The organism is Amycolatopsis sp. NPDC003676 (assembly GCF_053587275.1).
The window spans coordinates 21,468-43,314 of sequence record NZ_JBSFNS010000069.1 but is presented as its reverse complement, the minus strand read 5'-3'; the positions used below and the strand labels follow the sequence as shown (position 1 = coordinate 43,314).

The 21,847-nt window shown below is 68.9% G+C and carries 21 protein-coding genes; 13 read left to right on the top strand and 8 right to left on the bottom strand.

Going from position 1 to position 21,847, the window contains the following annotated elements:
- Nucleotides 1-82 precede the first annotated feature (82 nt).
- Nucleotides 83-3,331 carry a GH92 family glycosyl hydrolase gene (locus ACWDNU_RS30690; RefSeq protein ID WP_449671461.1) on the bottom strand — a complete coding sequence of 1,083 codons (3,249 nt, stop codon included), beginning with the start codon at nt 3,329-3,331 and terminating at the stop codon, nt 83-85.
- Between the two features lie 319 nt (nt 3,332-3,650).
- Here ACWDNU_RS30690 and ACWDNU_RS30685 point away from each other — a divergent pair, with 319 nt between their 5' ends.
- From ACWDNU_RS30685 to ACWDNU_RS30635, 11 genes are all read left to right on the top strand, one after another.
- Nucleotides 3,651-4,634, top strand: coding sequence for a LacI family DNA-binding transcriptional regulator (locus ACWDNU_RS30685; protein ID WP_449671460.1), 984 nt, complete (start codon nt 3,651-3,653; stop codon nt 4,632-4,634).
- Nucleotides 4,631-5,668: a class I mannose-6-phosphate isomerase gene (locus ACWDNU_RS30680; protein ID WP_449671459.1), complete on the top strand. Its 1,038-nt coding sequence runs from the start codon at nt 4,631-4,633 to the stop codon at nt 5,666-5,668. The genes ACWDNU_RS30685 and ACWDNU_RS30680 overlap by 4 nt, the downstream gene beginning before the upstream one ends.
- Nucleotides 5,669-5,673: 5 nt before the next feature.
- The gene (locus ACWDNU_RS30675; RefSeq protein WP_449671458.1) at nt 5,674-6,438 is read left to right on the top strand and encodes an ATP-binding cassette domain-containing protein; all 765 of its coding nucleotides are present in this window, start codon (nt 5,674-5,676) and stop codon (nt 6,436-6,438) included.
- Complete coding sequence (locus tag ACWDNU_RS30670) at nt 6,435-7,478, top strand: ABC transporter permease (RefSeq protein ID WP_370939733.1); 1,044 nt, start codon at nt 6,435-6,437, stop codon at nt 7,476-7,478. Before ACWDNU_RS30675 ends, ACWDNU_RS30670 begins: the two co-directional genes overlap by 4 nt.
- Nucleotides 7,479-7,509: 31 nt before the next feature.
- Nucleotides 7,510-8,511: an ABC transporter substrate-binding protein gene (locus ACWDNU_RS30665; RefSeq protein ID WP_449671457.1), complete on the top strand. Its 1,002-nt coding sequence runs from the start codon at nt 7,510-7,512 to the stop codon at nt 8,509-8,511.
- Nucleotides 8,512-8,611: 100 nt separating this feature from the next.
- A complete protein-coding gene (locus ACWDNU_RS30660; RefSeq protein ID WP_370939735.1) occupies nt 8,612-9,661 on the top strand; it encodes a sensor histidine kinase in 1,050 nt (349 codons plus the stop codon).
- Entirely contained in the window at nt 9,658-10,413 is a 756-nt protein-coding gene (locus ACWDNU_RS30655) for a LytR/AlgR family response regulator transcription factor (protein ID WP_344269743.1), read from the top strand. The genes ACWDNU_RS30660 and ACWDNU_RS30655 overlap by 4 nt, the downstream gene beginning before the upstream one ends.
- A 79-nt stretch (nt 10,414-10,492) precedes the next feature.
- Nucleotides 10,493-10,843, top strand: coding sequence for a DUF485 domain-containing protein (locus ACWDNU_RS30650; protein WP_354739064.1), 351 nt, complete (start codon nt 10,493-10,495; stop codon nt 10,841-10,843).
- Nucleotides 10,844-10,977: 134 nt separating this feature from the next.
- Nucleotides 10,978-12,690 (top strand): sodium/solute symporter, encoded by a 1,713-nt coding sequence (locus tag ACWDNU_RS30645; RefSeq protein ID WP_370939736.1) that lies wholly within the window; start codon nt 10,978-10,980, stop codon nt 12,688-12,690.
- Between the two features lie 72 nt (nt 12,691-12,762).
- Entirely contained in the window at nt 12,763-13,113 is a 351-nt protein-coding gene (locus ACWDNU_RS30640; RefSeq protein WP_449671456.1) for a DUF485 domain-containing protein, read from the top strand.
- Entirely contained in the window at nt 13,110-14,741 is a 1,632-nt protein-coding gene (locus tag ACWDNU_RS30635; protein ID WP_449671455.1) for a solute symporter family protein, read from the top strand. Before ACWDNU_RS30640 ends, ACWDNU_RS30635 begins: the two co-directional genes overlap by 4 nt.
- Nucleotides 14,742-14,797: 56 nt before the next feature.
- Here the strand turns inward: ACWDNU_RS30635 and ACWDNU_RS30630 are convergent, their stop codons facing one another.
- The 4 genes from ACWDNU_RS30630 to ACWDNU_RS30615 all read right to left on the bottom strand — a co-directional run bounded on the left by ACWDNU_RS30630 (nt 14,798) and on the right by ACWDNU_RS30615 (nt 17,213).
- Nucleotides 14,798-15,538, bottom strand: a complete 741-nt coding sequence (locus ACWDNU_RS30630; protein WP_449671454.1) for an isocitrate lyase/PEP mutase family protein — start codon at nt 15,536-15,538, stop codon at nt 14,798-14,800.
- Nucleotides 15,535-15,993 (bottom strand): carboxymuconolactone decarboxylase family protein, encoded by a 459-nt coding sequence (locus ACWDNU_RS30625; RefSeq protein ID WP_449671453.1) that lies wholly within the window; start codon nt 15,991-15,993, stop codon nt 15,535-15,537. The genes ACWDNU_RS30630 and ACWDNU_RS30625 overlap by 4 nt, the downstream gene beginning before the upstream one ends.
- A gap of 66 nt (nt 15,994-16,059) precedes the next feature.
- Nucleotides 16,060-16,155, bottom strand: a complete 96-nt coding sequence (locus ACWDNU_RS30620; protein ID WP_449671452.1) for a hypothetical protein — start codon at nt 16,153-16,155, stop codon at nt 16,060-16,062.
- 317 nt (nt 16,156-16,472) lie between these two features.
- Complete coding sequence (locus ACWDNU_RS30615) at nt 16,473-17,213, bottom strand: peptidylprolyl isomerase (protein ID WP_449671451.1); 741 nt, start codon at nt 17,211-17,213, stop codon at nt 16,473-16,475.
- A gap of 117 nt (nt 17,214-17,330) precedes the next feature.
- Between ACWDNU_RS30615 and ACWDNU_RS30610 the strand changes: the two genes are divergently transcribed.
- Entirely contained in the window at nt 17,331-18,305 is a 975-nt protein-coding gene (locus tag ACWDNU_RS30610; RefSeq protein WP_449671450.1) for a trypsin-like serine peptidase, read from the top strand.
- Here ACWDNU_RS30610 and meaB read toward each other — a convergent pair.
- Nucleotides 18,302-19,264 carry a methylmalonyl Co-A mutase-associated GTPase MeaB gene (gene meaB, locus ACWDNU_RS30605; RefSeq protein ID WP_449671449.1) on the bottom strand — a complete coding sequence of 321 codons (963 nt, stop codon included), beginning with the start codon at nt 19,262-19,264 and terminating at the stop codon, nt 18,302-18,304. The two genes, ACWDNU_RS30610 and meaB, sit on opposite strands and share 4 nt — an antisense overlap.
- A gap of 1 nt (nt 19,265) precedes the next feature.
- Entirely contained in the window at nt 19,266-20,453 is a 1,188-nt protein-coding gene (locus tag ACWDNU_RS30600) for an acetyl-CoA C-acetyltransferase (RefSeq protein ID WP_449671448.1), read from the bottom strand.
- Nucleotides 20,454-20,593: 140 nt separating this feature from the next.
- Here ACWDNU_RS30600 and mce point away from each other — a divergent pair, with 140 nt between their 5' ends.
- Entirely contained in the window at nt 20,594-21,049 is a 456-nt protein-coding gene (mce, locus tag ACWDNU_RS30595; protein ID WP_370939745.1) for a methylmalonyl-CoA epimerase, read from the top strand.
- Nucleotides 21,050-21,220: 171 nt separating this feature from the next.
- On the opposite strand, the gene ACWDNU_RS30590 is transcribed toward mce, so the two are convergent.
- Nucleotides 21,221-21,814: a TetR/AcrR family transcriptional regulator gene (locus tag ACWDNU_RS30590; protein ID WP_344269704.1), complete on the bottom strand. Its 594-nt coding sequence runs from the start codon at nt 21,812-21,814 to the stop codon at nt 21,221-21,223.
- Nucleotides 21,815-21,847: the final 33 nt, after the last annotated feature.

Here is a 21,847-nt window from a genome sequence, read left to right as displayed (position 1 = left end):
CTCCTCATGAGACTCCTCTGGGAAAGTACGTGAGGGGAACCCTGAGGGAATCTGATTCCCTCAGGGTTCCCCTCACGGAAGGTCAGCCCGCGGCGATGGCGAACACGTGCAGGTCGCCGCCGCTGACGCCGCTCGGCAGCGTCACGCTCGCGACGGTCTTGCCCGCGTCCAACGTGATCGGCGCGGTGGCGAACACCATCGTGCGGATCTGCTGCGGGTCGCCGCCCGCGGAGTTGCGGTACGGGGTGGACAGGACGATCCGGTTGCCGAACGCCGGCTGCGCTCCGCCGCCGCCGAGGGTCCAGTCGGAGAATCCGATGGCGGCGGTGGATTTGCTGCCGTCGGTGTAGGTGACGGTGAGCGTGCCTTGGGCGTTGCCGTTGCTGGCGGAGCCGAGCAGCGCGAGCCGTCCCGAACCGGACAGGTTGATCGTCTGGCCGGCGGCCACGACGTTGTCCGGGTCGCCGACCGGGTACGACGGCCAGGTGAAGTTCAGCCCGTCGCTCGACACCGTGCTGCCCGGTTTGGCACCGGCCTTGGCCAGCGCGTCCGCGGAGTAACTCCAGCCGCCGCCGTCGAAGTTCCCGGCGGCCGAGTTCGCGTCCGGCGAGAGACCGGTGTTGTCCACAGTGGCCAGCCAACTGTTCGGCTTCGCCACCAGGACCGTCAGCACCGCCTGCCCGTCCGCGAGACCCGGCGAGGAGAACGTGATCGGGATCCGGCGCGGGCCGTCCGAAGTGCCTGCCGGGACGCTCACCGTCACGTCAGCATGACCCTTGCCAGCCGCCGGAACCTGGACCGAACCGGTCGCGGGCGACAGCGTGATGCCGTCGGCGCTACCCGCGGAGTAAGTCCAGGTCCTTGCGGTGCCGGATAGATCCTGCACGCCCACCGAAGCGGTCGAGGTCGTGCCAGCGGGCACCACGGCGCGTGCCGGATCCACAAAGGACAGACTCGGCTTCTCCTGCTCGCGGAACGACGGCGGCGCGTCAGCCGCTGCAGCACCCCATGAAGTGGCAGTGGCCGACCGAGTGAAGTCCAGCTTGCCGCCCTGAGATATCAATCCTTCCGACAGCCATGCCTTGCTTGCCGCACTGCCGTTCACCTTCAGGCTGCTGGTGTACTCACCGGTGCCGGGAGCGTTGACAGTGATCTTCTTGCCCGAACCAGTGGTCACCTCGGCGTGCGCGAAGCGCGGCGTGGTCAGCACGGTTTCGGCGCGGCCCGGGATCTCCGGGTAGACGCCGAGCGCGGACCAGACGTACCAGGACGACATCTGCCCGAGGTCGTCGTTGCCGATCAGACCTTCCGGACGCGGGTTGTACAGCTCGTCCATCGCCCGGCGCACGATGTTCTGCGTCTTCGCCGGAGCACCCGCGAACGAGTACACGTAGGGCGCGTTCGAGTTCGGCTCGTTGCCCAGGAACGCATACGGCTCATGGGTTCCGGCGTTCAGCTTCGTGAAGAAAGTGTCCAAACGCGACTGCGTAGCGGTGGTGCCGCCGAACGCCGTCACCAGACCGCCGAGATCGTACGGGACCATCCAGTCGTACTGCGCGCCGTTGCCCTCGACCCATCCCTGCGAGCTGGCCGGGTCGTAATTCGCGGAGAACGAACCGTCCGAGTTGCGCGGCTGCAGGTGTCCGCTGCCCGGGTTGTAGAGGTTCTGCCAGTTCTGCGCGCGCTTCATGAACGTGGTGTACGTGGCGCTGTCGCCGAGCCGCTTCGCGAACTGGGCGATGGCGAAGTCCGCGCTCGTGTACTCCAGGGTGTCTGCCGCCGCACCGGGCACGTAGCCGAGGCGTTGGTAGTCCTGCAGACCCGGGCGTTCGGTGTAGCCCTGCGTCGGCTGCGTCGCGCCCTTGATCATGAGCAGCAACGCTTTCTGCGCGTCGAAGTCACGCGCACCGAACGCGTAGGCGCTGGAAACGATGATGTGGTACGGATCCCCGTTCATCACGCCGGTGTAGTCGTTCGCCACCGTCCAGCGGTCCCACGAACCGCCCTGTTCGGCGAACGCCATCATCGAACGCACGAGGTCCGAGGTCTGCTTCGGCGCGATCGTGGCCAGCAGCGGGACCTCAGAGCGGTAGATGTCCCAGCCGGAGATGTTGGTGTACGTCGCGTGGCCGCGTTCGGCCTGGTGGATCCGGCCGTCGAAGCCGGGGTAGCGACCGTCCACATCGGAGAAGACATTCGGCTGGATCAGCGAGTGGTACAGCGAGGTGTAGAACGTCGTGGTGTCGGCGTCGCTGCCGCCGCTGACCTGGATCTTGCCGAGCTGGTCGTTCCACGCCTGCCGCGCCGACGCGGCCATCGCGTCGAACGACTTCTTGCCGTTGTTCTCCGCCTTCAGGTTCGCCTTCGCCCCGTCTACGGACACAAAGGACAGTCCTACCTGGACGTTCACCTGCGCGCCGTTGAGGTTCGGGAACGTCACGTACCCGCCGCTGCCCGGGCCGCTCACCGTCGTGTCCTGCGGTTTCGCCGCCGCCGGGCGCGCCATCGAGGAGCCGATGCCGTTGGGCTGCGCGACCTTCGCCTTGGCACCGCCGGTCTCCGCGGTCTTGCCCGGCGTCACCGCGCCGTTCTTCCATGTCCCGACCGACTCGAACGGAGTGTCGAACTTCGCCGAGAAGTAGACCCGGTACGAGTCCTTCGCACCGCAGAACCGGCCGCTGGTCGCCCAGCCGCTGATGGTGTCCTTGCCGATGCTGATCGACGCGTCGTCGGTGCCGTTGACCGAGCCGGAAGTGTTGACCAGCAACGTGGACGCCGCGCCCGCCGGGTAGGTGAACCGTCCGGAACCGGTGCGCTGCGTCGCGCTCAGCTCGACCTTCGCACCGTTGTCGAGGGCGACGTCGTAAGCGCCGGCGGTCGCGTGCTCGTTCTGATGCGAGAAGGTCGAGGTGTAGTGGCCCGGATCGGTCGCGGGCGACGTGCTGATCTCGCCGACGTACGGCATGAACGGCAGGTCCTGATACGTGGTGCAGCCCGCGCCGGAAAGGTGCGTGAGGCTGAACCCGGTGATCGTGTTGTCGTCGTAGAAATAGCCGCCCGGCTGGGATTTCTTCGTGTCCGGGCTCCACTGCACCATCCCGAACGGCGCCACCGCGCCGGGGAAGGTGTTGCCCGCGCCGCCGCCGGTCCCGTGGTCCGCGCCGCCGGGCCGGGTGCCGACGAACGGGTTCACCCACTTCGCCAGGTCGGCGGACTTCGCGGCGCTCGCCGCGGGATCGGCCAGTGCGGGGGCAGCGGGCGCTGCCGCCGCCACGACCGCGGATGTCAGGAAGATCAGTCCGGCTCTCCAGCGCGCTCGCGCCATCGCCATCGCCTCTCCAGTTCCTCCGGCGCGAATCCGCCGTCACCAGCCGTCGAGGCATCGATGACAACCTTGTCGCGCACCGTCGATGCGGGCTACCTTCGGCAATGGCTCACCGGATCGTCAAGACCGAGGTGAGAGCCTGTCCGATTCGAGACAACGATGTCCACCATCCGCACCAGCGGATTCGTCGAAGCGGGCAGCGCGAAGGAGCAAGCATTGACACCGAGCTGCCGGATGGTGTCCAATCCCCCGCATTATGACAACGTTGTCTCACTCGGGCCGGGACGCGGACGGACTTCCCCGCCCCGCCAGCAGGCGGGCCACGATGAGCGATGTGGCCCGGCTGGCCGGCGTCAGCATCAAAACGGTGTCGCGGGTCGTCAACGACGAGCCCGCGGTGCATCCGGACACCGCCGAGCGCGTGGTGGCCGCGATCGAACAGCTGGGGTTCCGCCGGAACCTCGGCGCCCGCAACCTGCGCCGCGGCTCGACCACCGGCACCATCGGCCTGGTCGTCGAGGACGTCGGCAACCCCTTCTACTCCGAGCTGAACCGCGCGGTGGAACGGATCGCGACGTCGTTCGGCAGACACGTGCTGACCGGGTCGTCCGGCGAGAACTCCGACCGCGAGCGCGAACTGTCGCTGGAGTTCTGCGCGCGGCGCGTGGACGGGCTGCTGATCGTGCCCGCCGGGCTGCAGCACGGATATCTCGTGCCGGAAATGCGCGCGGGCACGCCGGTGGTGTTCCTCGACCGCCCGGCCGGCGACATCGTGGCCGACACCGTGCTCGTCGACAACCTCGGCGGCACCATCGAGGCGGTCGGCCACCTCGTGCGGCACGGCCACCGCCGGATCGCGTTCCTCGGCGACAGCCCGGACATCTTCACCGCCGCCGAACGGCTCCGCGGATTCCGCGAAGGCTGTGTGCGCAACGGGATCTCCTACGACGAGAGCCTCGTGGCGATGCAGACGCCGACGCCGGAAACCGTCGGCCACGCCGTGCGCAAGCTGGTCGGCGGGCCGAATCCGGCCACCGCCGTGATCGCGGGCAACAACCGGGTCGCGGTGCACCTGCTGCGTGCGCTCGCGCATTCCGAGCGCAGGCCCGCGCTGGTGAGCTTCGACGATTTCGAGCTGGCGGACCTGCTCGACCCGCCGGTCACCGTGATCGCCCACGACGTCAGCGCCCTCGGGCACGCAGCGGCCGAGCTGCTGTTCGCCCGGATCCAGGGAGATCAGTCCGCCCCGAGAAAGGTAGTTCTGCCCGTGCACCTAGTCGCCCGCGGTTCCGGTGAGGCCGCCCTGTGAGCAAGCACCTCGAGCCGGTCGCGCTCCCGGCCAACCAGCCGCCGCAGTTCTACCGGGGCGGCGACGCCATCGCCGCCCTGCGCGGCGCGACCGGCACCGACTCGAAATTCGGGCCGGAGGACTGGGTCGGTTCCGTCACGACCATGTTCGGCCAGGAGACCAACGGTCTCACCAAGCTGCCCAGCGGGATCTGGCTGCGCGACGCGGTCGGCGGCGACCCGGACGCGTGGCTGGGCGCGGCGCACGTCGCCAAGCTCGGCGACTCGACCGGCCTGCTGGTCAAGCTGCTCGACGCCGGACAGCGGCTGCCGGTGCACTTCCACCCGACGGATTCGTTCGCCCGCAAGCACTTCGACTCGCACTTCGGCAAGACCGAGGCGTGGATCGTGGTCGGCACCTACGGCGACGATCCGCGTGTGTACCCGGGTTTCCGGGAGACGCTGAGCAAGGACACCGTCGCCGAATGGACCCGCGAACAGGACGCGCCGAGCATGTTGGGCGCGCTCAACAGCATCCCGGTGCAGGCGGGCGACACGGTCTACATCCCGGCCGGGCTGCCGCACGCGATCGGCGAGGGCGTGTTCGTGGTCGAACTGCAGCAGCCGACGGACTTCTCGCTGACCCTGGAATGGCGTGATTTCCTTGCCTCGCCGGAAAAGGGCCACCTCGGGATCGGCTTCGACACCGCGATCGAAACGCTCGACACCTCGGGCTGGGACGAAGACCGGCTCAAGACGATCGTGAAGCACACCTCCGGCGACGAAGCGACCACAGTGGACTTGCTCGCGCCGGGTTCGGCGGAGTTCTTCCGCGCCGACCGCATTCAGTTGTCCGGCAACGCTTTCTCTCTCGACCCGTCGTTCAGCGTGCTCGTCGCGCTCGACGGCGAGGGCACCCTGCGCACCGAGCACGGCGGCGAGTTCCCGGTGGCCAAGGGCGACACCTACGCGGTGCCGTTCTCCGCGGGCCAGACCGAGCTGTCCGGTTCGCTCACAGTCATCCGCTGCCGCCCGCCCGCCCCCGAAGGGAGTTAGCGCCGATGAGCGAGATCCTGCTCGAAGCGGTGGACCTGACCAAGCACTACGGATCGGTGGAAGCCTTGGGCGGCGCGTCTTTCCAGGCGCGTGCGGGCGAGGTGACCGCACTGATCGGCGACAACGGCGCGGGCAAATCCACGCTCGTGAAGTGCCTGTCCGGGGCTGAACAGCCGACGTCGGGCCGGATCTTGCTCGAGGGCGAGGAAGTCCATTTCGATTCGCCGGTGGCCGCGCGCCGGGCCGGGATCGAGACGGTGTACCAGGATCTCGCTGTCGCGATGGAGCTGGACCCGGCTGCGAATCTGTTCCTGGGCCGGGAAATCCCGCGCAAGGGCATCCTCGGCAAGCTCGGCATGCTCGACAAGGCGGAAATGCGGCGGCAGGCGGTCACCGAGTTCGAGAAGCTTGGCGTCAAGCTGCAGAGCACCGAGGTGCCGATCGGCTCGTTGTCCGGCGGGCAGCGGCAAAGCGTCGCCGTAGCCCGGTCGGTGGCGTGGGCGTCGAAGGTCGTGTTCATGGACGAACCGACCGCGGCGCTGGGCGTGCGGCAGCGCGGACGGGTGCTGGACGTGATCAAGAAGGTCCGGGACAAGGGCATCGCGGTGGTGCTGATCAGCCACAACATGCCCGACGTGCTTTCGGTTTCGGACCGGATCGAGGTGCTGATGCAGGGCAGGCGCGTCGCCCGGTTCGCCGGTGCGGACACGAAACTCGAGGATCTGGTCGCGGCGATGACCGGCGCGCTGGTCCAGGAGGAGGCGGTATGAGCGCACCGGTCAAGGACATCCAGGCCACTGTGGACGACGAGTTCGTCAAGCCGCCGCTGGGAAAGCGGCTCGTCGGGGCCAACACGTTCTGGATCGCGCTGGTGCTGATCGCGCTGATCGCGGTCTTCACCGCACTCGCGCCCGGCCAGTTCGCGACCCTGTTCACCTTCCAGACGCTGCTGAACGAAACCTCCGTGCTGCTGGTGCTCTCGGTCGGCATGACGTTCGTGATCATCACCTCCGGCATCGACCTTTCCGTCGGGTCGGTGCTGATCTTCGCCGGCATGGTCGCGGGCAAGACCATGGAAGCGCTCAGCGGCGGCGACGCCACCCACGCCGGGGGGAGCGTCATCACGGCCGGGCTCGTCGCGGCGGTGCTCGCGGGCACGATCTGGGGCCTGATCAACGGGTTCCTGATCGCGGTGGCGGGCATCCCGCCGCTGATCGTCACGCTCGGGACCATGGGCGCCGCGCTCGGCGTGTCGTACCTGCTCAACGGCGGGTCGGACGTGCGCAGCGTGCCCACTGCGCTGAACCAGACCCTCGGCTACGGCACGTCGTTCGGCGGGATCCCGAACCTGGTGCTGGTGGCCGTGGTGATCACGCTGATCGGCGCGTGGCTGCTGCACACCACGCGGTTCGGCCGCTACACCTTCGCGGTCGGATCGAACGCCGAGGCAGCGCGGCGGGCGGGCATCGGCGTGACCGCGCACCTGCTGAAGGTGTACCTGCTGACCGGTTTCCTGGCCGGAATCGCGGGTTTCATGTCGCTGGCGTACCAGAACTCGACCACGATCTCGGCGCACACCAACGACAACCTGAACGCCATCTCCGCGACGGTGATGGGCGGCACCAGCCTTTTCGGCGGCGTCGGTTCGATGCTGGGCACGGTGATCGGGGTGTTCATCCCGGCGGTGCTGAACAAGGGCTTGAACATCACGCACGTGCAGGACTACTGGCAGTACATCGCGATCGGCGCGGTCCTGATCGCGGCGGTGTGGTTCGACCAGCGCCGCCGCCGCAAGCGCAACTCCCGCTGAATCGGTCCCCGAGTACAAAGAGGTGCTTACGATGAAGTTCAGCAAAACCGTCCTCGCCGCGGGGACTCTCGCGTCCGCGGCGATGCTGGTGACCGCGTGCGGCACCGGGCAGATCGGGCAGAGCGGGTCCGGGGACAAACCCGGCGGCAACTCGGCGAACAGCAAGAAGCTGGCGCTGGTGCCGGGAGTGCAGGCGGAGCCGTTCTACATCTCGATGCAGTGCGGCGCCGAGGCCGAAGCGAAGAAGCTCGGCTACGAGCTGACCACCCAGGCGCCGCAGAAGTTCGACGCGGCCATGCAGACTCCGATCGTCAACGCGATGGGTTCCAACCCGCCCGCCGCGCTGCTCGTCGCGCCGACTGACGACCAGGCGATGCTCGCGCCGATCCAGCTGGTGAAGAACCGCGGCGCGAAGATCGTCGAGGTCGACACTTCGCTCAAGGACAAGAGCGTCGCGGTGTCGTCGGTTTCCTCGGACAACGCCGAGGGCGGCAAACTGGCCGCGCAGACCATGGCGAAGCTCGTCGGCGACAAGCCGGGTTCGGTCCTGATCCTCGACACCATCGCGGGCACGTCCACCACCGCGGCCCGCGCGAAGGGCTTCGAGGACGAGCTCAAGAACCACCCGAACCTCAAGTCGACGGGCATCCAGTTCACCAAGAACGAACCGGACCAGGCCGCGGCGAAGGTGACCGCGGCGCTGGTCTCGACGCCGGACCTCGTCGGCATCTTCGCCACCAACCTCAACACCGGCGAGGGCGCGGCGACCGGCCTGCGCAACGCGGGCAAGATCGGCAAGGTCAACCTCGTCGGCTTCGACGCCAGCCCGTCCGAAGTGGACGGCCTGAAGAAGGGCGAGTACCAGGCACTCATCGCGCAGGACCCGGCGCAGATCGGCACCAAGGGCGTCGACCAGGCGGTGGCCGCGCTCGAGGGCAAGCCGACCGAGCGGGACCTGACCGCGCAGCTGCACTCGATCACCAAGGACGACCTGGACGCGAATTCCCAGTACTTCTACAAGCAGAGCTGCTAATCTCTGCTCCGACCGAAGGGGACTTTCCGCACGGAAAGTCCCCTTCGCCGTCTTCCCGGCTAGTATCTACTCCCCCAGGTACCCGAGGGGAGGCTCGTCGATGACCGAGAGTGCCCGGCTGCCGTGGCGCTCCCGCCCGGACGCCGTCGGCGTGCTCGGCGCGGCGCGGAAAGTCGCCGACGACCTGAAGGACGGCCTTTCCGGAGTCCGCGCCCGACGCGCCGCACACGGTCTGCGGCGGCTGTTCGACGTCGCCGGGCTGGGGCTCTCCGATCTGTCCGGCACCTTGATGTGGTCCGGCCGACCCGGTGCCGACGATGCGGTGTCCCGAATTCTGGACGACGTGCTGCACCAGGAAGAGCCAATCACCGCAGGCGGGGTGACGGCAGTTCCGCTGCATGTCCACGACGAACTGGCCGGCGCGTTGCTGCTGGTTGGCGAGGTATCCAGCGCGGTGACACGGCAGGCTTCCGACCTCGTGGTGCAGGCTTTGGAACGAGGCCGGCTCGAAGCTTCGGCGGATCAGGCCGCGCAAGCCGAACTCCGGGCATTGCGCGCGGAGATGTCGCCGCACTTCGTGTACAACGCGCTCACCGTCATCGCCTCGTTCGTCCGGTCGGAACCGGACCGCGCGCGTGATCTGATGCTCGATTTCGCCGACTACACCCGCTACAGCCTGTCGCGGCACGGCGAGTACACCGTCGTCGCCGAGGAGTTCCGCGCGGTGGAAACGTATCTCGCACTGCAGCGAGCAGTGCTGGGCGAACGGCTCAAGGTGCAGGTGCGCGTCGCACCGGAAGTGCTTGCGGTGGCGGTGCCGTACCTGGTACTCGAACCCCTCGTGGAAAACGCGATCCGGCACGGCATCGAGCCGCGGTCGGGCACCGGGCTCGTCCAGGTGCACGGACAGGCGGAAGGGAACGACTGCGTGATCAGCGTCGAGGACGACGGGGTCGGCATGGAGCCCGAACGCGCCGCCGCCATCCTCGCGGGCAGCGGCGACGGCACCGGACTCGGAATGGCCAATGTGGACAGACGACTGCGCACGGTCTACGGGGCCTGGTACGGGCTGACGGTGGAAACGGCGGTCGGCGAAGGCACCCGGGTCGTCCTGCGAGTGCCGCGATTCCAGCCGGGGGTGCTGCCGTGAGCGGGCTGCGAGTGCTGGCGGTCGACGATCTCGCGCCAGCGTTGGACGAACTGTGCCGGATGCTGCGCGAAGCACCGGAAGTCGGCGAGGTCGTCGGTGCCAGCGATGCGTTGAAGGCACTAAAACTGTTGCAGGCAGACCATTTCGACGCGGTCTTCCTCGACATTTCCATGCCCGGCTTGGACGGACTGGAACTCGCGACGCTGCTGGCGAAACTGTCCGAGCCGCCGGTGATCGTTTTTGTCACCGCGCACGACGGGCACGCGGTGGCCGCGTACGGCATTGGTGCGGTGGATTATCTGCTCAAACCGGTGCGTACGGAACGGCTTTCCGCCGCGCTGGCGAAGGTGACCCGGTTGGTGCCGAGCGGCCGACGGAAGTCCTCACCGGACGCGATGGCCGCGCTGCCAGTGGATTCCGGCGGCCGGACTCGGTACGTCCGCCGTGATGATGTGCTGTTCGCCGAAGCCAACGGCGATTACGTCCGGTTGCACACGCGCGGCGGCGTGCATCCGGTGCGGATGCCGATCTCGCGGCTTGAAGAATATTGGGAAGGCACCGGATTTACCCGGGTACACCGCGGATTCCTGCTCGCGGTGAGTGCGGTGCTGGAACTGCGGAGCGACACGACGGGCGGGCTGCTGGCGCACACCGAGGCTGGCGATGTTCCGGTCAGCCGACGGCACGCGCGGGATCTTCGGGACAGGTTGCTGGAGGCGGCGCAGCGCGGGCAACTCGGGAGCACCCGGTGACGCGCGTGGCTGGGTGTCGTGAGTGGTTATGCCGGTTAGAACCGGCATTGCCACTCACGAGGGTTGCGCAGGCCCTCCGATGAGCCGCACCAAACGCGTCGCCGTCACCAGCCCGCAGACCAGGCTCGCCCGATCACGGCGGCTCGAACGCGGTCGCTGGCGCATGCCCCGCCTGCGCGCACCGGAAGCGGAACGCGCGGCCGTGCTGTACCGGATCCAGCGCCGTCGCGGGATCCCCGCGCTGGTCGCGATGTTCGTGCTGGTGCTGGGTTTGCCGGTGCTGTTCTCGCTCGCGCCGTCGCTCGACAGCGTGCGGGTGTGGGGAATTCCGCTGTCCTGGCTGCTGATCGCGGTCCTGCCGTACCCGGTGCTGGCCGGGCTCTCGTGGTGGCAGCTGCGCCGCGCGGAGAAGATCGAGGACGATCGGTGAGCCGAAGGCCCGCAGCGCCCCAATGTGGCATTGGGTGCGTCCCACGCACCCAATGTGGCGTTCGGTGCGTCCCACGCACCCAACGCCACATTGGGGACGCAGCCGGAGCGGACCGGACGGGCGTGAGCGGATAAATGGACATCGCGCTCGCGGTAGCCCCGGTCGTCCTCGTCACGCTGCTCATCGGCGTGCGCGGGGTCGCCGCCATGCGCACGACGTCTGACTTCCTCGTGGCGTCCCGGCGGATCTCGCCCTTCGTCAACTCCGCCGCGGTCTCCGGCGAATACCTCTCCGCCGCGTCATTCCTCGGCGTCGCCGGGCTGATGGTGAAGGACGGCGTCGGCGCGCTCTGGTACCCGGTCGGCTTCACCGCGGGATACGTCGCGATGCTGGTCCTCGTCGCCGCGCCCATGCGGAGATCCGGCGCACTCACCGTCCCCGACTTCGCCGAAGCCCGCCTCGCCTCGCCCGCGTTACGCCGTCTCGCCGCGGTGGTCGTGCTGGTGATCGGGACCATCTACGTCGTCCCGCAATTCCGCACAGCCGGGCTGGTGCTCACCGCGGTCGGCGGGACTCCGTACTGGGTCGGCGTGGTCATCGCGGGCACCGCAGTCAGCGTCACGTTGGCGCTCGGCGGGATGCGCGCGGCGACGTACGTCCAGGCGTTCCAGTTCTTCCTGAAACTCGTGCTGTTCCTCGTCCCCGCACTGTGGCTGGTGCTCCACATCGGCTCCGAAACCCGCGACGCCAGCCTCACGCCGGTCGAGTTCACCCGCTTCTCGCACGCCACTCCGGTGCAGTTCGACCACGACGTCACGCTCACCTTCCGCGAACCCACCGCGATTGAGAACCGCGGCACCGTCCCGTCGGGACAACTGGTGGTGCACAAGGGAGAACAGCTCACTTTCGCCGCCGGTGCGCAGGTCCCCGGCGTCAGCGGAGAGGTCGCACTCGGCGGGCCGGAGTGGCAGCGGCCTCTGCTGGAGATCGACAAGGGCTACCCGCTGCTCGGCACGTGGGCGGTCCTCATCGCGACCGTCCTCGGCACGATGGGCCTCCCGCACGTCCTGATGCGCTTCCACACCAGCCCGGACGGCCGCGCCGCGCGTCGCACCGCCGCGATAACCGTGGCGCTGCTCGGGGTCTTCTACCTCTTCCCCGGTATCTACGGCGTCCTCGGCCGGGTCCTCGTGCCGCAGCTGTACCTGTCCGGCAACACCGACACCGTGGTCGTCGCGCTGCCGTCGCAAGTCGATCACAGCTGGGCCGGGCAGTTGTTCACCGCATTGCTCACCGCAGGCGCGTTCGCGGCGTTTCTGGCGACGTCACTGGGATTGCTGCTGGTGATGTCCGGCGCGCTCGCCTACGACCTGATGCCCGGCGGCCTGCGTCGCCTGCGGGTGACAGTGGTGTTCGCCGCGATCGCGATGGTGCTGCTCGCGCTGCCGTCCGCGCGGCTTGACGCCGGAGTGCTGGTGACGTGGGGGTTCACCGTCGCCGCGTCCACGTTCTGCCCGCTGCTCGTGCTCGGCATCTGGTGGCAGCGGCTCACCGCGGCCGGTGCGATCGCCGGCGTGCTCACCGGGCTGGCTGCCTCATCCGGGTCAATCCTGTTTGCGCTGGCCGGACCCGCGATGCAGGGTTGGGTGGCGATCTTGGTCTCGCAACCGGCACCCTGGTCAGTACCGCTCGCGTTCGGCGTGATGATCACGGTGTCACTGCGCGGGCGCCCACCGTCCTGGGCCGGGGCCGCGATGCTGCGCCTGCACCTCGACGAACGCCCTTCGTCCACGCCCGGTGACCGTTCGTCAACCGTTCGTCGTGCGGCGAGGCGTTTGAGCCGCTGACGGTTCCGCTCGCTCGGAGTCCTCCCTACTGTGTCGCGCACCACATCCGCAGCGTCGCACAAGGGAGATCCCATGAGCGCAGGCGACCCGTCCGGCGCGCCGCCGGACACGATCTGGGAGCAGGCGCACGACAGCGCCGAGTTCCGCGAACTCCGCGGCCGGCTGCGCCGGTTCGTGTTCCCGATGGCCGGACTGTTCCTCGCCTGGTACCTGCTCTACGTCCTGCTCGCCGACTACGCGCACGGGTTCATGAGCACGAAGATCACCGGCAACTTCACCGTCGGCCTGCTCTTCGGGCTGCTGCAGTTCGTCTCCACGTTCCTCATCACGTGGCTGTACGTGCGCTACGCCAACAAGAAGCTCGACCCGCTGGCCGAGCGGATCAAGGACGACATCGAGAATCCGGCGAAGGAGGAGGCGTGAAGACTCTCGCCGCGAGCGTCGAGGGCAGCAATCCCACGCTCAACATCACGATTTTCGCGCTGTTCGTGGTCATCACCCTGGTGATCGTGTTCCGCGCGAGCCGCAACACGAAGACCGCGTCCGACTACTACGCGGCCGGCCGCGCGTTCACCGGCCCGCAGAACGGCATCGCGATCTCCGGCGACTACCTCTCGGCGGCGTCGTTCCTCGGCATCGCCGGCGCCATCGCGGTGTACGGCTACGACGGGTTCCTGTACTCGATCGGCTTCCTGGTGGCGTGGCTGGTCGCGCTGCTGCTGGTGGCGGAACTGCTGCGCAACACCGGCAAGTTCACCATGGGCGACGTCCTGGCGTTCCGGATGCGGCAACGCCCGGTGCGCGCCGCGGCGGCGGTTTCGACGCTCGTGGTGTCGTTCTTCTACCTGCTGGCGCAGATGGCGGGCGCGGGCGGGCTGGTCGCGCTGCTGCTGGGCATCGAGGGCAAGGCCGCGCAGTCGCTGGTGATCGCGGTGGTCGGCGTGATCATGATCGCCTACGTCCTCATCGGCGGCATGAAGGGCACGACCTGGGTCCAGATCATCAAGGCGGCGCTGCTGATCGTCGGCGCGCTGGCGATGACGCTGTGGGTGCTCGGCAAATACGGCTTCAACTTCTCGTCGCTGCTGCAGGGCGCGGTCGACAAGGCGGGCAAGGCCGGCGAAGCGCTGCTCGGGCCGGGCAAGCAGTACGGCACCAACGGCACGACGAAGCTGGACTTCTTCTCCCTCGGCATCGCGCTGGTGCTGGGCACCGCGGGCCTGCCGCACGTGCTGATGCGCTTCTACACCGTGCCGACCGCGCGCGAGGCGCGTCGTTCGGTGGTGTGGGCGATCGTGCTGATCGGCGTGTTCTACCTGTTCACCCTGGTGCTCGGCTACGGCGCGGGCGCGCTGGTCGGACCGGACGCGATCAAGAAGGCGCCCGGCGGCGTGAACTCCGCGGCGCCGTTGCTGGCGCTGAACCTCGGCGGCCCGGTGCTGCTGGGGTTGATCTCGGCGATCGCGTTCGCCACGATCCTCGCCGTGGTCGCGGGTTTGACGATCACCGCGTCCGCCTCGTTCGCCCACGACGTCTACGCGAACGTGTTGAAGAAGGGCAAGGCCAACACCGGTTCGGAGGTCCGGGTCGCCCGGATCACCGCGGTGGTGATCGGCATCGTCGCGATTCTCGGCGGCATTCTGGCGAATGGGCAGAACGTCGCGTTCCTGGTGGCGCTGGCCTTCGCGGTGGCGGCTTCGGCGAACCTGCCGACGATTCTGTACTCGCTGTTCTGGAAGCGGTTCAACACCCAGGGCGCGCTGTGGAGCATTTACGGCGGGCTGATCGTGACGATCGTGCTCATCGTGTTCTCGCCCGCCGTTTCCGGGAAGCCGGTCGACCCGAAGACGGGCAAGAGCGCGTCGATGCTGCAGGGCGTCGACTTCCACTGGTTCCCGCTCGACAACCCGGGTCTGGTGTCCATTCCGATCGCGTTCGTCCTCGGCTGGCTCGGCACGATCCTGTCGAAGGAACACGACAAGGCGAAGTACGCCGAAATGGAAGTACGGGCGCTCACCGGCGCTGGCGCGGAAAAGGCCGTCCAGCACTGAGTTTGCCCCGCTGAAACCGCTGGGTGCCGCTTTCACCGCGGCACCCAGCGGTTTTTTCAATACGGCAGCTTCCCCTGCGCGATCCCGCCGAGCGTGCTTTCCAGCACTCCGCGCAGATACCGCCACAACCCGGCCCCCAGGGAAATCCGGGCTACCCCCAGTTCGGCAAGCCCGGCCAGACCCGGACCACCGGGAAGCGCCGAAGCGTTGACCGGACCGCCCACCTGACGGACGAATTCGGCCAGCACTTCCGGCGAACGCACGAGAATCGGGTACACGCAATCGGCGCCGGCCTCGAGGTACGCGCGCCCGCGAGCCACCGCGTCGTCGAGCACCGCCTGCTCGTCCGGTGCGCCGAGGAACGAATCCACCCGCGCGTTGACGACGAGCCCGTCACCGGCCGCCCGGCGCAGCCCAGCGAGCCACTCCGCCTGTTCCGCCGCCGGTCGCTGACTGCCCTTGCCGTGATCGGTGTCCTCGATATTGCAGCCGACCGCACCGATTTCCTTCAGCCGGGCCGCAAGATCGGCTGGTGCCAAGCCATACCCGGCTTCGGCATCGACCGTCACCGGCACCGACACCGCATCCACGATCCGCTTGGCCGCCGCGAGCATCTCGTCCGCGGACCCGCCCTCGTGGTCCGCTTGCCCGAGCGCCGCCGCGACCGCCGCGGAACTCGTTGCCACGATGGGGAATCCGGCCGCTACCACCGCCTGCGCGGTATCCGCGTCCCACGCGTTCGGCAGGATCAACGGCTTCCCGGGCACATGCAACGCCCGCAGTTTCTCGGCGCTCACTCCGCACGCTCCGGCAGCGGGGCGTGGCTCGCGACCATGAGCCGGTTCCAGGTGTTGATAGCGACGACGCACCACGCCAGCGCGCGGTACTGGTCCTCGGTGAACACGCGGACGGCCTCGGCGTAGACGTCTTCGGGGACGTCCTTGTGGTCCGAGATCAGAGTCATCGCCTCGGTGTAGGCGAGCGCGGCGCGTTCCTGCTCGGTGAACAGCTCGGTCTCGCGCCACCCCTCGAGCACGTAAAGCCGCCGCGGCGATTCCCCGGCCGCGACGGCCTCCGCCGCGTGCATGTCGAGACAGAAGGCGCACCCGTTGATCTGCGACGCGCGCATCTTGACCAGCTCGATGAGCTTCTCGTCGAGCCCGGCGTTCGCGCTGGCCTTCTTCACCTCGCCCTGCAGGTGGGACATCGCTTGATACAACCCGCCCGTGGCGAGCGCGATTCGCTTCGTCATGCCACCCACGCTAATCGGGATTGGCCTAACGGGGTGGTCCAGTTCGGGGCGGGTGACGTGGGCCAGTCAGGGCCGCGGCCGAGCGTTGCCGAGCCGGATCCCGCTGATTCCCGCCGTGCTGGCGGTCACCGCGTCCCAGAACGGCCAGAGGTTCGCGAGCACCCGCAGCTGAATTCCCGCCTCCTCGTGCAGGCGCAGGAGGAGGCGACCGGTCCGGCGGAGACGTGGGCATGCGGGACGGGCTCGCCGAACGACCGGGAGCTGGCGACGAGAGGCGGCTACCGCGCGGTTGCCGCGGCATGGGGGAAGCGGGTGATCCCCGCGTCCTCGGAGAAGTGCGGCACCTGGCCTGGTTCTGGTCACCTGCGCCCGTCAATTGCCGACGCCGCGGGGCTCATCGGCCCCGCGAAGAAGCACCACACAGGTCCAGTTCGGGTCGCGCGCGCCTGTTCAACCGGCCGCGCGCGACCCCTCCCTGCTCAACGACCGCAGAACAGGCAGAGCGGCAAAACCAGCTCAAGATCCGTCTTCCGCACCGGTTTCCCGTCCACCGGCGTCTTCCCCGGCGGGGTGTCCGCGTCCGGCTGGATGCCGCCCGCCGCGACGCGGTCCAGGGTGCGCAGGCCGGCCGAGCCGACCGTGCCGAAGACCGTGTAGTTCGGCAGCAGGCTGGAATCCCCGTACACCACGAAGAACTGCGAGCCGTTCGTGTCCGGCCCGGCGTTCGCCATGGCCAGCAGGCCGCGCGCGTACGTCCGGCGCTTGCCCGTCGGGTCGGACGGCGCGGGCGGGAGCGTCGTCGGGAGTTCGTCGCGGAACTTGTAGCCCGGGCCGCCCTCGCCGGTGCCGGACGGGTCGCCGCACTGCAGGACCTTCAGCGTCGGGTACGCGGTGAGCCGGTGGCAGGTCGTCTGGTTGTAGAAGCCGTTGGCCGCCAGGTGCAGGAAGCTCTGCACAGTGCACGGAGCCTGCGCGCGGTTGAGCTTCAGCGGAAGCAGGCCCTGGTTGGAAAACACCGCGACGTCGACACTGCCGTGGTTCGGCGTGTGCTTCGGGTCGCGCGGGAGCGAAACCGGGCGCACCGCGGGGTCGTCCGGAGTCGAGGCGTACTGGCACGGCCCCGAGGTGACCTTCGGCGGTGCCGAATCCGCGGCCGAAGCCGGTGCAGCCACGGCGACCAGCGACAACGCGGTCAGCACGGACACGAGCAGTTTCTTCATTCCGGTTCCCTCCCAGTGCACGGAGGATCGCAGTATAGGGACGGGAAACTGCCCGCGCTTCCGGCGAAAGTCGCATCCTGACCGGTTCCTGACACCGGCCTCCTACCGTGCGGTTTCATGATCGCTTCCCTCGCCGCGGGGCTGGCCGGACTGGCCGCCGGGCTCCTGGCCGTCCCCGCCGGTCCCGTGCAGCAACCGCTCGCGTCCTCCGCCGCCGAACAGCAGGCCGTGTTCGCCTACTGGACCCCGCAACGGCTGGCCGCGCTGACCGAGCCGTCGTCGCAGAATCCGCCGAAGAGCGGCCCCGACGGTGCCCCGTGGCCGGATCCGCTCCCGAAGACCATCGGCCGGCTCTTCTACACCGACCACGACGAGGACGCGAGCTGCACGGCGACCGTCGTCCGCAGCAAGAACCGCAGCACGATCGTCACCGCCGGGCATTGCCTCAACGACACCGATCTCCTCGGCGAGCACAACGCCTGGAACGCGCACGTCATGTTCATCCCCGGCTACCACGACGGCCAGGCGCCGTACGGGAAGTTCGCCGCCCGCCTCGGCGTCGCCGACCGCACCTGGCTCGCGAACGATCAGCAGAACGCGCAGAAATTCGACACCTACGACCAGGCCTTCGCGGTCCTCGGCCCGAACGAATCAGGACAGCTGGTGCAGGACGTGGTCGGCGCGCAGCAGATCGGGTTCGACCGGCCGGGCGCGGCGAAGGTGACTCAGTTCGGCTACCCGCGGGCAGCGTCCGATCCGGCGCGCGAGGGTCTGCCGGAGTACACCGGGGCGCGGCTGGCGTATTGCACTGGCACCGCACGGCATTGGATCGGCACCGCCACCTATCCGGACTCTCCCGATCAGTGGGGCACGGCGTGCGTCATGGGCGGCGGTTCGAGCGGCGGCCCGCGATTGCGCGACTTCAACCCGGCGACAGGACTGGGCACGGTCGTCGGAGACAACACGCACGCGGGATTCTTTGCCGCGGACGGGAAACCGTGTGAGCGCGATGCGGGCTGCACGCGGTATCTGGTGGGACCGCAGTTCAGCAGCAAGGTGACGAAGCCGCTGTACGAAGTCGCGCAGCGTTAGCCCTTCAGCTCCGCGATCAACCGGTCCGCCGCCGCGAACGGGTCCAGCTCCCGGGCCACCACTCGCGCCGCCAAATCGCCCAGCCGGTCGCCGTGCCGGAGATCCGCCAGCTCCGCGTGCAACCGGCGCAACGCGATCGCGGCGACTTCCTCGCGAGCACGAGCGGCGCGGCGGCGGTCCAATTCCCCATGTGCGACAAGCCATTCGTGATGCGTGCGCAACGCCGACACCACCTCGTCAACGCCCTCGCCCTTCGCCGCGACCGTGCGGACGATCGGCTGCCGCCAGCTCGGCCCGCGCAATTCGCGACGCGCCAAGGTGATCATCTGCTTGAGGTCGTGCACCGTCGCATCAGCGCCATCGCGGTCGGCTTTGTTGACCACGAACACATCCGCGATCTCCAAGACGCCCGCTTTCGCCGCCTGGATGCCGTCGCCCATTCCCGGGGCCAGCAGAACCACCGTGGTGTCGGCCAGTTTCACAACGTCCACTTCGGACTGTCCAACCCCGACAGTCTCGATCAGCACCACGTCGAACCCTGCGGCGTCCAGCACCCGCACCGCCTGCGGCGTCGCCCACGAAAGACCGCCGAGATGTCCCCGGGTGGCCATCGAGCGGATGAACACGCCGGGATCGGTGGCGTGCTCGGTCATCCGGATCCGGTCGCCGAGCAAAGCCCCACCGGAAAACGGCGACGACGGGTCGATCGCCAGCACTCCGACCCGCAAACCCTCGCCGCGCAAGGCAGTGAGCAGCGCGGACGTCGACGTCGATTTGCCAACCCCGGGCGGACCGGTGAGCCCGACGACGCGAGCCCGGCCGGTGTGAGGCGTCAAAGCGGCGGCGATGTCCGCCACGCGCGGCGACGAATCCTCGACCAGAGAAATGAGCCGGGCGACCGCGCGCGGTTGTCCCTCCCGCGCGCGGCCGACCAGCTCGTCGAGGTCCGGGCCGGCCAACTTACGCCGACGGGACGCGGATCAGCAGCGCGTCGCCCTGGCCGCCGCCACCGCACAGGGCGGCCGCGCCGAGACCGCCGCCGCGCCGGCGCAGCTCGTGCACCAGGTGCACGGCCAGCCGCGCACCGGACGCGCCGATCGGGTGGCCGAGCGCGATCGCGCCGCCGTTGACGTTCACCTTCGACTCGTCCAGCCCGAGCTTCTCGCTCGACACCAGGCCGACCGCGGCGAACGCCTCGTTGATCTCCACCAGGTCCAGGTCGCCGACCTCCAGCTTCGCCTTCTTCAGCGCGGCGAGGATCGCGTTCGACGGCTGCTCGTGCAGGCTCGCGTCCGGACCGGCGACGACGCCGTGCGCGCCGATCTCGGCCAGCGGCGTGATGCCCAGCTCGGCCGCCTTCTCCGGGCTGGCCACGATCACCGCGGCCGCGCCGTCGGAAATCTGCGAGGCCGAACCGGCGGTGATGGTGCCGTCCGAGGCGAACGCCGGACGCAGCTTCGCGAGGCTCTCGCCGGTGGTGTCCGCGCGCACGCCCTCGTCGGTGGTGAAGACGACCGGGTCGCCCTTGCGCTGCGGGATCGACACCGGCGCGATCTCCTCGCGGAAGAACCCGGCCTCGATCGCGGCCGCGGCCCGCTGGTGCGAACGCGCGGAGAACGCGTCCTGCTGCTCGCGGGTGACGCTGTAGCGGGCGTTGTGCTTCTCCGTCGAGACACCCATCGCGACCTGGTCGAATGCGCAGAACAGGCCGTCGTAGGCCATGTGGTCGACCAGTGTGGTGTCGCCGTATTTGAAGCCGGAGCGGGACTTCGGCAGCAGGTGCGGCGCCTGCGTCATCGACTCCTGGCCGCCCGCGACGACGAGGTCGAACTCGCCCGCGCGGATCAGCTGGTCGGCGAGCGCGATCGCGTCGAGGCCGGAGAGGCAGACCTTGTTGATGGTCAGCGCGGGGACGTCCATCGGGATGCCCGCGGCGACCGCGGCCTGGCGCGCCGGGATCTGGCCCGCGCCGGCCGTGAGCACCTGGCCCATGATCGTGTACTGGACCTGGTCCGGGGAGACGCCCGCCCGTTCGAGCGCGGCCTTGATCGCGATCCCGCCCAGCTGGGCTCCCGAGAAGTCCTTCAACGAGCCGAGCAGCCGCCCGATCGGGGTACGGGCAGCGCCCAGGATCACGGAACCGGACACGACGTCCTCCAAAGCATCGGTGCACTGGCAGTGTTCCCACGATACGGCCTGGACGGGGTTCCCGGCGCGTCTTGATGGAGCCAGTGTGAGGGGGCGCACGCGGGGTTCCGCGAGGCCGGACGGGGCTTATCCTCCCCGGTATGGACACCGAGCCCAGCGCATCCGTGCTCAAGCCGTTCGTGACCGCGATCGACCACGTCGGCATCGCCGTGCCCGACCTCGACGCGGCCATCGCCTTCCACCGCGACCACTTCGGCCTGGAGGTCGCGCACGAGGAGGTGAACGACGAGCAGGGCGTGCGCGAGGCGATGCTGCGCGCCCCCGGTACCGCGGGCACCGAGACGATGATCCAGCTGCTCGCCCCGTCGCGGGACGATTCGACGATCGCGAAGTTCATCGGCCGCAACGGGCCTGGCCTGCAGCAGCTCGCGCTGCGAGTGTCCGATGTGGACGCTGCGGCCGAGGCGCTGCGGGCGCAGGGCCTGCGGTTGCTGTACGACGCGGCCAAGCGCGGGACCTCGAACAGCCGGGTGAACTTCGTGCACCCGAAGGACGCGGGCGGGGTTTTGGTCGAGCTGGTGGAGCCCGCGCGCTGAACCGCGCCCCAATGTGGCATTGGGTGCATCTGACGCACCGAACGCCACATTGGGTGCGTTGAGGGAGCCAGCGGCGCGCAGCGCCTCCGTTGAGGGTGGCGGCGGGGGCATGGATGGAGCACCCAATGCCACATTGGGGAAGCTTCGGGCGCGAAGGCCGCGGTGCGGTTCTCACACCGCCGAAGCAGGCGGCTTCCCCTTAACCGCACGAGCCGACAACGCGTTCGCCACGAACGTCAATTCGCCGTCGAACTCCGCGGGCCGGTCGTCCCCGGTGTGCCGAGCGGTCGCGTGCCGATGGGTAACAGCGCGGGCAAGCAGCCCGGATGCGTTGTCGATGTCCGCCCCGGCGAGCCGTCCTCCGGTCGCGGCCACGATCACCGACCGCATCAGCCGGACCAGTTGCTGGAAGCGTTCGGACAGCGCGTCGCGGACCACGTGGTGCGTGTCGGCCTCGCGCCACAGCAGGTGCGAGAGCCCGAGCGAACCGGTGAAGCGGCGGTCGAGTTCGCCGACCAGTCTGCGCAGGGAACCCGCCAGGTCGCCGGGAACGACGACCGCGGCGGGTTCGATGCGTTCGTCCGGCAAGCGGTCGACCAGGGCGGCCAGCAGGTCGGACTTGCGGCGGAAGTAATAGTGGACCAGGCCCTTCGGGACCCCGGCGCGCTCCGCGATGCGGGACGTCGGGGTCGCTTCGAAGCCGGACTCGGCGAACAGCTCCTCCGCCGCGCACAGGATCCGTTCTTTCGCCGAGTCGTCGGTCATCTCCGCCTTCCTCCCCTCCGCCACCCTCAACGG